The organism is Dysgonomonas sp. ZJ709 (genome assembly GCF_011039195.1).
Classification (GTDB): Bacteria; Bacteroidota; Bacteroidia; order Bacteroidales; family Dysgonomonadaceae; genus Dysgonomonas.
Genome location: NZ_JAAKEM010000032.1, coordinates 1 through 12,300, shown reverse-complemented (window position 1 = coordinate 12,300; position 12,300 = coordinate 1). Strand labels below are relative to the sequence as shown.

Here is a 12,300-nt window from a genome sequence, read left to right as displayed (position 1 = left end):
ATGGCTGCTATACAAACAGAAGCAAAGATATATACAGGGATAGGACTCGACTTTGAGACCGGTTCACTGGATTGTACCACAGGGGCATGTACTCAACTTGCGATGCAAGCCATAAGGCTGGATACATTCGACCTACTGGAACGGTATATGAAATACATCGCACCCTATGATAAACAGGAGACAGGCGGCTCCGTCAAAAGAAAGGTGCTGAAAAACAAGCATGAAATGTTACAGGGTAAGGAAAGTATGGACTACCAGCCAGCTGCCCTTGAGTATTCGGGTATCACGATGGATATGCTGATATCTATGGGTGTAGATATCAAAGAGGTGGCTGTATCGGTTATAGATTTTGCCAAACGCAATACGCTCAGTAAAGGGCATCAGGCTAAACCTGTACTTATAGGACAGAATATAACTTTTGATATCGGTTTTTTACAGCAACTCATGAACTACAGCGGTCTGGTCAAAGACTTTGAGAAAGTATTTGCCGGGACTAAGGACTTCTACGGTAACTTTCAGCCTCATTATTTAGATTCGATGGCTCTGGCAAGGCTTGTGTTTGCAGGCGATGCTTTGATGACATCCTATAAACTGGAAATAATATCGGAACGCCTGGGCATCGAGCTGGATGACGCTCACGATGCGGACGCGGACGTGACAGCCTGTTTGAATGTGGTGAGGGTTTGCTCTTCCAGATTAAGGAGCCGGACGGACGAAGGTGGAATTACCATCCAGAGAAATGAAAAAACGAGAAACCATTTTAAAATCTGAAGTGATGGAAGAAAATAAGGAAAACGAAACGGTAACATTCAAAAAAGACGAGCTGGTTACTTATGGTGTATTGTATTATGACGGCAACGAAATGATGTGTGCCATTACCGGCTATGACCTGAATATCGCATTTAACATGAGGTTGATAAATTCTATTGCAGATGCCGAAAGCTGTGCAGATGCACTTGCCGATGTATTCTATCAGGCTTTGATGGAACAAATAATCGAGAAAAAAGGTGATTTGATAAAACCTGCGGAGAACGAAAATGCTATTCTTAACAAAGGACCCAAACCTGTAGATAATGGACAAGAAACAAGCAGTCGATGATGAACCCAAACTGACGGATGCACAGATAGAATTCTGCACCTTGTATGTTTATGGCGACTGTGAATTTGCAGGACAGCATATAAAGTGTTACAGGGAGGTTTTCGGTGAGGACACAAAAAATATAGCGGTTGCAAGCCGTAAACTGCTGGCAAAGCCGCAGGTTCAGGCCAAGATAAAGGAACTTCTTGCCGGATTACAGACCGAAACGGAAAATATAGCTGTCAAGCTACAGGTAGCCGAAACGTTAAAAGCCGTCATGGAGGAAACTTCATCCGCACAATTTATGGATAAATTCGGTATATCCTTGTCTCCCGCCCCCTTACGTGCCGTATCGGTAAATGCCGCCAAAGCGTTGATGGAACTTTACCCCATCAGGCATGTACAGGAGTCACGTATGAAAATAGATGGAGGTACCACAGGGATCGTATTTAATGTAATCGTTCCCGAAAACAAATCCGATGAAGAAGTTAAAGATTAGCCGCAAGACTGTGGAAAGGGCAGTTTATATCCTGATAATTATCGGACTTGTAGTATACGGGCTAAAAGATGCTGAAGTAGCTGTAAAACTGATAAAATCAGTAATCGAAGCATTTTCAATTATATTATAGATGACTAGCATGACACAATTTAGAGAATTCGTACTGGGTAATTTCAAGTCTTTGGTACTTGTATTGTCCTTTATAGTGACGATGTATGTGCAACACGTAAACAATACGACTCACATAGCCGAACTAACGGCTAAATGTACGGGACTTGAACTGAAAATACAGGATCAGTACGAAAGGATCGATGCAATAAAGCTGGATAAAGCGGTATTTGAGGCAACGATGACGCAATTTACATCGATTCAGACTGACATCAGGGAAATGAGAAGTGATATAAAGGAATTGTTGCAGAAATAGTGAGGTGAAGATATCATTGATTTTAGTATGCTCATTTGTTTTTATGTTCAGCAGTACATTCCCGGTTCGGGCCGGGAGTCGGTTGTTCTTACTTTGAACGGGTCGTTTGATCGATAACTATATAAACCCAAAAGGATGATTAAGGAAAGCAGTGCGGTTATTATCGTTCAGTCGGTCAGATTGGAGGATATGAAGTTAACGGGATTGGTCGGTGCCAGGGCAATCGTTACCGAAGACCTCGTTTGCAACGGAAGAAAGAATAAAGGGTATATGGTATGTCTTATTGAGCCATATCTGGAAAAATATATCTGGTTTGTTCCACAGGAATCGGTAAAAATCGATGAATAAAGTATTTTTTATAATGCTGTCTGCCATCGTTTCGTTGGTTACGGCTTGTTTTCTATTGTATGGGCGTGCAGTAGAAATGCAGAAAGAGAGGGACAGGCATAAAGGAAACACGATTTCCTTACTTTCAGACATAAAAAGATTACAGATTGATTCAACAACAATGGCGGTCGACACAAAGGTATTACGCCTTACGGTAGATGAACTTGAAGATAACAGGGCAGAGGATCTGGAGCATATACGAAAACTGGGTGTAAGGGTAAATAGTTTACAGACTTTAGCCAAGCATTCGGTGGAAGTAAATGCTCCCATCCAAGCCGAAGTAAGGGACTCGGTGGTTGTCCGTGATACTTTGACAATTCAGGTAAAAGCCATCATAATGGATACTCCTTATTTACAGGTCTCAGGAATTATAGAGAACAATCAGTTAACAGGTAATATATATCTTCCGGTTAATTTGTATCAGGCGGTTTGGATTGAATACAAGTATCGATTCTTATGGTGGAGGTGGGGTGTAAAAGCGATACACCAGACTATCAGCAGTGATAACCCGTATGTAGAGATTGGGTATTCGGAGTATATTATAATTGAAAAATAACTATATCTTTGTTCGAAATTTAAAAACAAATAATAATGAAAGAATTACTGGAAAACTTAAATGTACTGATCTCAGACTTTACTAAAGACTCAGCACAACAAGCTGACAATGGTAATAAAGCTGCCGGCACTAGAGCAAGAAAAGCATCATTAGCTATAGAGAAAGCGTTGAAAGAATTTAGAAAAGTGTCTGTAGATCATAGCAAGAAGTAGATTATCACAAGCTTTTGATAAGGTGGAAGCATTGAAAAAATGAAGAAGAGTTTTGTATGTTATAGAAAAGGAGTCATCAGAAGATGGTTCCTTTTTTATTGTGCCTTGATACTATCGGTTCTTTCCAGAGTTTAAGAGTCACAAGTTCCTGTATCAGGTTTATTGAAAAATCTGCCTGACTGTATTCTCTTTCATTTGTCAATATATATCATTTAAATAAACTTAACTAAAATAACTTAATTAATAGATAGTATATATAAATAAATAATTTAGTTTTGTATTAAATTAACAGACTTATATATTAACTAACAATAGTATAAAAAACATATATACAAGACTATAATCTATTTTCAAAATAAACATAAAATAACAATCGGAAGGTAATTCAAGAAATTGGCTGAGGCTTATATTTCTCTGCATTTAACCTTCTTATGAGATGTTCCCTGAAACTTCCCCGGGTTAGCTATTGCCTGAAGTTTCATGTTCTGCTTTTTAATTTATCTATACTAGAAGTACAAACTACCAATAATTATTACTTTTTTTATGAAGAAACGATTTACGCATTTACTTCTCCTGTCATTATGTACAGGAAGCCTCTTTGCGCAGTCGCCCGGAGGCGTGGGCAGTCCCGAACTCTGGTTTCAGGCAAGGCCTACAGGCACAGACCTGAACGGCACTTACCGCTGGCAGGATTTCAGCGGCGATTCGCTGCGTCTGAATGTATACAGCGATCAGGGAGCCGCCCTCGGGGATGAGTTTACTAACAGTTCCGTCCGTTTTTACAACGGCAATCCCACTTTGAGCCTGAATAAATCGCTCGACACGAAAACAAGAGATGTACGCCTGAAACGTACCAACCTGTCCCAGGCCACCATTATCGGCCTATTCGCACCCAATGCCAACTTCGACAAGGAAATGATTCTCTACGGATTAAACGGCCGTCCCGGACAAGGTGTACTGGTCACTACCGATAAAATCATACCGAGCATTGAAAGCGGCAAAAGTAAATTCGATTACGGACAGTTGGAAGGCATGGATTTGATGTATTCATCTACTGATACCGAAGCAAGTGTTAATGACTTCCGGGTTAAATCCATGCGTATAGCCGCCTATTACCGCAGCATACCTCCCGCCACTAGCATCTGGGGAGAAAAAGATATAGCTACCTTAAGCTTAGGCAGCACCTACAGTAAAACCAACGTTAATTATAACTCGACCTTTTCGCTAACAAGTAGCGAGAACAAAGCTTTCACAGGTTATATACCCGAACTTATCGCCTACAACCGCCTGCTTACCCCCATAGAAAGGCGTAGGGTCGATTCCTATCTGGCTATCAAATATGCCTTGTCACTCCCTGTTTCCTATATAGGAAGCAATGAAGAACTCCTTTGGGACTATGCAGCTAATCCTGCCTACAATAACCGGATTACAGCTATTTACAGGGATAAGAGCAGCGGGCTTTACCAATATGAATCAGGCACAAGCTATGAAGAACTAACCAATTACTCCGACCAGAACGATTACTTCTACAACAGCAGCCCTTATAACCGTTCGTCGGCTTCCCGCCTGCTTGTTTTAGGCCGTCAGGATGCCAGTCCGTTAAAAGACAACAATTACCTTTTCTGGGGAGATAATAACGACGCTATTAAGATCAAAGAGATAGAAGGCAAGCTGGGATATAAAATAATGAGTCGCCAGTGGCTTGTTAAAACCAATATAGCTGTTACCACACCGGCTGAAAGAGCACTTGCCTGGCAGCAATACGATCTTGTTATCGGTACAAACGGATTCAAATCTTCGGTAACAAAATCCTCCACAACTACAGTACAGGGAGTAGCTTATACTGCTATTCCTTTAGCGGATTCGGACGGCTATCTGGGACTAAGCGGATTCTCTATCAGTGGCGATTTCTATATCAAATTCGGTTCGAATCAAAGCATTCTTTCAAATGGTAGCCATGACTATGGCTATTACATCACCACATCAGGAAGTGTATATCCGATCATACAAGGGGTAGTATCTGCGAACTCTGTACTTTCGGTGGTATTGGCCTCAAAGATAGAAATGGAGAAACGCGGTAATATCGTTTTCCTGCGTGTCAATGGAACCAGACAGGCTAAGACTGAAATTACGATTGCCGCTTCAGATATGAATAAGCCTTACTATGGAGCTATCAGTATGTTGAAAGGCGGCAGCGACAGTAAAATAGGAGAACTGCGCCACGGAGGGTTTACCGATACGGGTAATAAGATCGAACTTTCTTATGCATCGACCCGTGCTGCTGAATTCAAAGACAATAACAAAGGACGCAGTTTTTTGGTTATCGACCGTTCGGGATCAGGCAGTATTGATGTGAATACAGCTGAAATTATCGAAGTAGATGAAGTCGATATTACACGTCAAAAAGCTGTTTTTAATAATGTATTCCTGAACACAGGGGATGAGTTTACCTTTATGTACCGTGAATCTGATATTGCCGGAGAAATAGAAGTAACCGATCCTACTTGTAATCAGACTGACGGAAAAATCAAAATCAGGCTGACTTCCGGAAATCCAGCTTTCAATTATACCCTGACCGATGTAAATACAGGGCAGGTTGTCAAATCAGGCAAAGAGTTCGATTATACCATCGAGATAAACGGGCTTAGGGGAGGAACTTATGATCTGGCAATCACCGAAGCCGGAGGCTTTAACTTCCAGAATATCGATACCACTATTAAACCCACCCGTGCCAAAACCACCAACTGTTTACCTGTTATGGACGGAGCTTTGGAATGGACAATCTCCAACCTGACCGATTCATATATGATCGGTTATACCACTTTTGTCGAGGATGTGAATAATACCAAGAATATCATTCATTACGGATTGAAGAAACAGGGTGCAAACCTCTATATAGTAACCAACGGAAAAGTAGCCACATCTGTTCTTACTTCGGTTGCTGTAGGCGATGTGATTCGTATTGAAAAAACGATGAGCGGTCTTAAATATAAGAAGAATGCTACTCAGATTGCAACAGGCAGTATTTCATGGCTCGATTACCTTTTGAAATTTTATGGACTGATCGATACCAGCTTCGGTCCTGCCGAGATACTCAATGTTACAGCCACCGGCTTCTTCAACCTTGCCGATTACAACTGGACAAAAATGGACAACCTGACTATCGGGCAATCCAACAACTCTTCCATTATCTACAGGGTGACGCTGGACGATCCATGTAACGGAGATCCGCAGGAAGACCCTCAGCAAACGGTACAAACTGAAGCGGAAAGCGATAATATGACTGTTTTCTACAAGAATGCAGGAGATACAAGATCGGTAACTGCCCGTGTAACATTCGCAGAACCGGAGGTAGTAACCTTTACCGCTTACAGCATGACGGGAGTACTTATCAAGAAAGTGAATCTACCTACCCCCCGTGTATTGCAGGAAGCCGATTTTGATTTCACCCAATCCGGTGTGTATATTATCAAGGCGATTACTACCACCGGGGAGTTCAGTAAGAAAGTAATGGTTAAATAAGCATTCTTAGCACATATCAAATAAGAAAAAATAGAAATATGAAGACCAGAAAGAAACAATATATACTCATCGGCACACTGATAGCGTGTGCCGGGATATTGGGAGCGGTGACCTTCTCTCAGAAAAGCCCGCAGGAATATGCTTCTGTTTCGGCTGAAAGCAATACCAAACAGATAACGGCAACAGCCCGGGGTAATGCGGTGGACGTTCAGCCGTTAGATTCAGCCCGACAAGGAAAAGAAGCAGCAACAAAAACAGCCGTGATTGAATACCTTTCTACCAACAAAGAAGGTATTATCGGCAGTTATGCAGGCAAGCAGCTCGACAACCCTTCGGATAATATTTTCACTGTCAGTTTAGATCAGGCATTCTCTGAAAATGATAAAGTATGGTTGAGTTATGAACTGGAAGGCGTATCCGATTATACCAATATTCCCAAGAGTATCAATGACAGATTAGCAACAGGTGGTTATCTGGTGAAACTATCGGATAAGTTGGCTTTACAACGGGAACAACTCAATGTTGCATGGTTGAAAAAAGGAGATAACCGGATTCAGTTTAGTTTGCCCGAAAACGCTGAGTACGGATACAAGGTAAAGAACCTGTCCATAGAAGTGGAAAAAGGAGCAAACCAATCTCCTCTGATCGTAAACGCTACACAAACAAGCTATGACAATAAAGCTTATGTACATGGTTTTATTCAGGACAAGAACATTGCCGGCTCTAAAATCTATGTTGACGGAAAACAAATAAATGCTTCCAACGGCGAGTTTGAAACCGTTGTTCCGTTAAATGCAAACAGAACAGTAAACGTAAAAGCCATACTTGCAAATGGTAAAGAAGTAAGTAAAGAAATCAACTTTACAAACGGTGCTTCTGCCGATATCGAGTATGCCATGAATAACAATACCAAACAAACTTCTAAAACATTCAAGAAAGGTATTGCAGAAGATTTGAAACTTGAAACAGCTCTTTTGAATGTAGATTCAAAAGCTCTTTTGGCAACAAAAGATATCTCGATCACTACACTAAGATACATCGACCTTCCTGCTTTGGATATGGCTATGAGTAATGTGACGGCTTCACATAAAGGGTATCGTTTCCTTCCTCATGGAGAACACTTTGCCGACGGAGCTAAAGTAACTATCAAGTACGACCGTACCAAATTACCGAACGGTTATACGGAGGACGATATCAAGACATATTATTTTGACCTGGATACAAAACACTGGGTAGCATTAGAGCGTGATACGATCGATAAAAAAAATCAACTGATTGTATCTACCACTACTCACTTTACGGATATGATAAATGGGGTGATACAAACACCCGAATCTCCCGAAACGCAAGGTTTTGCACCTACGATGATGAACGACATCAAGGCAGCTGACCCTACGGCAAAAGTACAGGTGATTGCACCTCCTGCGGCTAACAACAGAGGTTCGGCAGGATTGAGCTACGGTTTTGAGATGCCTCCGGCACGTAACGGTATGCAACCTAGTCTGGGTATTCAATACAACTCGGATGGTGGAGCAGGATGGTTAGGCGAAGGCTGGGATTTAAGTACTCCAAGCATATCGGTAGATACCCGTTGGGGCGTACCCCGCTATGACGATGCGAAAGAAACCGAGACTTATTCGATGGGTGGAAGTATGCTTGTGACGATGGACGATGCGGGCGAAAGCTCCGTAGCACATCGTGGCGATAAGATCAACCGCAAAACAGACCGTCAGTTCTATCCGAGAAACGAAGGCAGCTTCTCGAAGATCATTCGTAAGGGCAGCACTCCTGCCGATTATACATGGGAAGTAACCGATAAGTCGGGAACTAAATATACATACGGTACAGTACTTAAAGGTTCTGCAAAAACATTAAACGGAAACAAAGATGTAATCGTAGAATGGAAACTGTCTCGCGTGGAAGAATTGCACGGCGATTATATCGAATACATTTATGAAACGGTAGACGAAACCGTTAAAGGTAGTCTGACAGCTAAAGCTATTTATCTGAAAGAGGTAAGAGCCGGTAATAAAGGAAATGATCCGCATACGGTGGTTACTTTAACAAGTACTACCCAGAAAGATAAGAAAACCAATTCGGCAAGATACGGTTTCCTTACTTCGAGTAATAAATTATTGAATAAGGTGGATATTGCTTTTGAGGGTCAAACGCTCAGAAGTTATACATTTGCTTATAAAAGCGGGGCTTTTAATACGAATATTCTGGATAAGGTGACGCATCTGGATGCTTACGGGGCTGAGTTTGCAAGTCATACGATGGACTATTATGATGATGTTAGAAATGGCGGAAATTATATGCCGTTTAAGACTCAGTCTGAGACTTGGAATTTGAATAATGACGGTATAGAGGCAGGGTTTATTAATCCGGTCAGTGGTCTGGGAGTTCCCGGATTCAGTGATAAGGCTTCCGCTTTGGGGGGAAGTAAAACAACAACTACTACTATATCTGCATATGTGGGTGTCGGTATTGGAAGTCCTATCAGTAAAGAGCTGTCGGCCGGAGCCAGTTATAGCCGTACAAGCTCTACGACACAGGGATTGGCAACACTGGTAGATATCAACGGTGACGGTCTGCCCGATAAGGTATATAAAAAAGGTAATTCGGTATACTACCGTCCTAATATTTCACAAAATCCGGATTCTCAGGCAGAATATGGGCAGGAGATAAAAATTGTGGGTATATCGAATTTCTCAAGAACGAAAGCTACTACAAATACTTTCGGTCCAAAAGCATATGTACCTTATGTATCTACAGGATCGGACGTTGGCAAAACGACCAGCAAAACCGATATATATTTCTCCGATTTAAATAACGACGGCCTTTTGGATGTAGTTATAGACGGTAAAGTATATTTCAACCATATAGAGTTCGACGGGTCAGGGAATGCAATCCCGACCTTTACGCTAAGCAGTGGCGATACGCCCAGTCCTATTATGGGAGGCGGCGTAATCGATGCAAGTGATACGCAAGTCGATCCTGCCGAGCAAGCCGAGTTAATAAAGAACTCCCCGTTACAGGATGTTGTTCGTGTCTGGCAAGCACCGTTTACTGGAACGATCAAGGTGGAAGGTAATGTTCAGTTACAGGCTCCGCAGGCAGGCTATGACGAAACAGAGTACGAAAAAGTGGACGGTGTGCGCATAGCTATTCAATCCGGTAGTACAGAGCGATGGAGCAAAGCTATTACCAAAGGTGATTTCTCGTCTTATCCGGCTAGTGTAAGCGGAATAACCGTCAGCAAAGGTCAAAGAATATATTTTCGGGTACAGTCCGGTACCAATGAAATGGCAAACGGTGCATTCGATCAGGTGAAATGGACTCCTGTCATTAGTTACACGGATCGTACCAACCAAATGAATCCGAATGGGCAGGGTACAGCCGTCTATACATTATCCGAAACGGATTATATAAGTATTGAATCTCCGAATTATGTACCATCAGCGTCCCCTGCTACAGTATCCGGTACATTTATAAAACCGGTGACTTCTGACAATATTACATTAAAAGCTGTCCTTTCTACAGATGAAACCATCGATGACGGGCATGGAAATGCGATTGCGAATCCCGCTTATCAGCAAGTTACCGTCTATCAAAGGACATTCAACTGGAATGAGACCTATAACGGAAACCTTTCCTTTAATGTAAACAATTCCATTGCAGGGGAAAATCTGCAATTATTGGTCGTTTCAGAGACTAATGTTGCTATTGAGAATATCAAATGGTCTCCGGTGATAGCCTATTCAATCGACGGATCGGCTGTCAGTACAGCAGGAACAGTTGCATATTCGGCTTACCCGACTATGTTATCTGAAGGCCAACCTTACAGCCTGACTGTCAATAATACAATAAAAGTAGAACCTAAATTCTCAGGCCTGCCTGCTATACCGGATATAACTATTAACGGTAAGCTATTGATGGCTGTAAAAAATATAACAGGTTTACTGGCTAAACAGGAGGTAAACATTACCAACGGTGTGGTTACACCGGCTTCCATAATTAATTCCGTTGCGGCACAGGCCGGCTCAATCTGGGTGGAATACTATATATCCGACGCCGGGTTATTCTCCCGGTTGGGTATCCCGCAAGCAGTAATAACAGCAAATGCGGTAGCTTCGACAGTAGCAGCAAATGCATTTACCGCAAGAAGCAATGACGGTTACGGTATTATGTACCGTGGTTGGGGGCAATTTGTTTATAATGCGGCGGATGGCCGTTACGGTAACCCCATCGACGAATCCTTGTTAGTACTGCCTCAGACTGAAGCAGCGGCAGACCCTATGAAAATGGTATTTATGCCGATGTCACCCGATAGTGACGGCAAAAAGTACTGGATGGGACAAACACCCGATAATTATATAAAGGGTTCTCTTATGTCCAGTTCGCGCCTTGGAGAACAAGATGTCGTATTAACCAATCCTCTGGCTGGCTTCAACAATATAAACGGCACAACGGGTAACTGTATCGAAGGTTCGGGAGCAAGTGCACCGGTTCTTCAAAGTAAAAGCAGCAGTACAGGTTATTTTCTGGGAGGTGGCATCGGGCCGATTTCCGGAAATATAAGTACCGCTTCCGGTTGGGAGAATACCCAAAGATCATTTACCGATATGAATGGTGACGGTTTTCCCGATATTATTACAGAGAATCAGGTGCAATATACCAATAGGAAAGGTGGATTTGACGGAGAAGTTTTAAGCGGCAACTATACACACTACAGTGAAAACAGTAGTAAGTCGGGCGGAGCCGGTGGCGGAGGCATTATCCTGTCGAATTCAAATACTTCCTCGGGAAATACCACTACCGGCACAAGCACAGAGAAAAAATCAACGGGAACCAGTTCGGGAAGTCTCTGGAGTAAAATTACAGCATACAGTAATGCCGCCAAGACTTCAGTAGAAAACGGAACTAATAAACTGAAAGCTTCCGGATCGCTGGATGGTTCAATCAATAACGATGAAACAGGTTATACGCTTGTCGATATGAACGGTGACGGTCTGCCCGATAAAATTAATGCCGATAAAACAGTACAGATTAATTTGGGGTACGGATTTGCGGATCCGGTAAACTGGAACCTGGATAAAATTCAGGAAGGTAAAAGTACTACTATCAGTGCAGGCGGTGGTTTGGGTTATGATATCAAGCAATCCAGTTTTTCCGGAGGGTTCGGTATAACGACCACCACCAGTAGCGTAAACTATATGCTTCTGGATGTAAACTCAGACGGCTTGCCCGATAAAGTATGGGAAGATGGAGGAAGTGTCCACGTTTCGCTTAATACAGGTAACGGATTCTCTCCTGCATTTGCGTGGACAGGAATGGAACGGATTAATAAAACAGCGTCAACTTCCGAATCTGCTAATGCAGCCGTGACTTTCGGGTTTGTAATTCCTTTCACTCCAATCAAGATAGTTGCCAATCCTGGAGGAAGCATTGCACAGAGCATGAGCCGCTCTTTGTATGATTTACGAGATGTTGACGGCGACGGTTTCCCCGAAATCGTCTCATCCGACGAAGATGGCAAGATGACGGTTTACCGATCCACGATAGCCCGTACCAACAAACTGAAATCCGTAAACAATCCATTAGGCGGCAGCTTTACCGTAG

The 12,300-nt window shown here is 42.5% G+C and carries 10 protein-coding genes; all 10 read left to right on the top strand.

Annotated elements, in window-relative coordinates; translation table 11 throughout:
• A complete protein-coding gene (locus tag G7Y56_RS15880) occupies positions 1-771 on the top strand; it encodes an exonuclease domain-containing protein (RefSeq protein WP_165045057.1) in 771 nt (256 codons plus the stop codon).
• Entirely contained in the window at positions 740-1,099 is a 360-nt protein-coding gene (locus G7Y56_RS15875; RefSeq protein ID WP_165045055.1) for a hypothetical protein, read from the top strand. Before G7Y56_RS15880 ends, G7Y56_RS15875 begins: the two co-directional genes overlap by 32 nt.
• Positions 1,074-1,577 (top strand): hypothetical protein, encoded by a 504-nt coding sequence (locus G7Y56_RS15870; RefSeq protein ID WP_165045053.1) that lies wholly within the window; start codon positions 1,074-1,076, stop codon positions 1,575-1,577. Before G7Y56_RS15875 ends, G7Y56_RS15870 begins: the two co-directional genes overlap by 26 nt.
• The gene (locus tag G7Y56_RS15865) at positions 1,558-1,707 is read left to right on the top strand and encodes a hypothetical protein (RefSeq protein ID WP_165045051.1); all 150 of its coding nucleotides are present in this window, start codon (positions 1,558-1,560) and stop codon (positions 1,705-1,707) included. Before G7Y56_RS15870 ends, G7Y56_RS15865 begins: the two co-directional genes overlap by 20 nt.
• Positions 1,708-1,716: 9 nt before the next feature.
• A complete protein-coding gene (locus G7Y56_RS15860) occupies positions 1,717-2,001 on the top strand; it encodes a hypothetical protein (protein ID WP_165045049.1) in 285 nt (94 codons plus the stop codon).
• Between the two features lie 135 nt (positions 2,002-2,136).
• Positions 2,137-2,349 carry a hypothetical protein gene (locus tag G7Y56_RS15855; RefSeq protein ID WP_165045047.1) on the top strand — a complete coding sequence of 71 codons (213 nt, stop codon included), beginning with the start codon at positions 2,137-2,139 and terminating at the stop codon, positions 2,347-2,349.
• Complete coding sequence (locus G7Y56_RS15850; RefSeq protein ID WP_165045045.1) at positions 2,342-2,944, top strand: DUF6549 family protein; 603 nt, start codon at positions 2,342-2,344, stop codon at positions 2,942-2,944. Before G7Y56_RS15855 ends, G7Y56_RS15850 begins: the two co-directional genes overlap by 8 nt.
• 35 nt (positions 2,945-2,979) lie before the next feature.
• The gene (locus G7Y56_RS15845) at positions 2,980-3,156 is read left to right on the top strand and encodes a histone H1 (protein ID WP_165020907.1); all 177 of its coding nucleotides are present in this window, start codon (positions 2,980-2,982) and stop codon (positions 3,154-3,156) included.
• 543 nt (positions 3,157-3,699) lie between these two features.
• Positions 3,700-6,678: a T9SS type A sorting domain-containing protein gene (locus G7Y56_RS15840; protein WP_165045043.1), complete on the top strand. Its 2,979-nt coding sequence runs from the start codon at positions 3,700-3,702 to the stop codon at positions 6,676-6,678.
• A gap of 38 nt (positions 6,679-6,716) precedes the next feature.
• The coding region (locus tag G7Y56_RS15835; protein ID WP_304487073.1) for a SpvB/TcaC N-terminal domain-containing protein at positions 6,717-12,300 on the top strand (5,584 nt) is incomplete at its 3' end.

Bases quoted from the DNA above. Each gene is read 5' to 3' on its own strand.
- G7Y56_RS15880 (WP_165045057.1), top strand. From the start codon at position 1: ATGGCTGCTATACAAACAGAAGCAAAGATATATACAGGGATAGGACTC.
- G7Y56_RS15845 (WP_165020907.1), top strand. From the start codon at position 2,980: ATGAAAGAATTACTGGAAAACTTAAATGTACTGATCTCAGACTTTACT.
- G7Y56_RS15875 (WP_165045055.1), top strand. From the start codon at position 740: ATGAAAAAACGAGAAACCATTTTAAAATCTGAAGTGATGGAAGAAAAT.
- G7Y56_RS15870 (WP_165045053.1), top strand. From the start codon at position 1,074: ATGGACAAGAAACAAGCAGTCGATGATGAACCCAAACTGACGGATGCA.
- G7Y56_RS15840 (WP_165045043.1), top strand. From the start codon at position 3,700: ATGAAGAAACGATTTACGCATTTACTTCTCCTGTCATTATGTACAGGA.
- G7Y56_RS15865 (WP_165045051.1), top strand. From the start codon at position 1,558: ATGAAGAAGTTAAAGATTAGCCGCAAGACTGTGGAAAGGGCAGTTTAT.
- G7Y56_RS15855 (WP_165045047.1), top strand. From the start codon at position 2,137: ATGATTAAGGAAAGCAGTGCGGTTATTATCGTTCAGTCGGTCAGATTG.
- G7Y56_RS15850 (WP_165045045.1), top strand. From the start codon at position 2,342: ATGAATAAAGTATTTTTTATAATGCTGTCTGCCATCGTTTCGTTGGTT.
- G7Y56_RS15860 (WP_165045049.1), top strand. From the start codon at position 1,717: ATGACACAATTTAGAGAATTCGTACTGGGTAATTTCAAGTCTTTGGTA.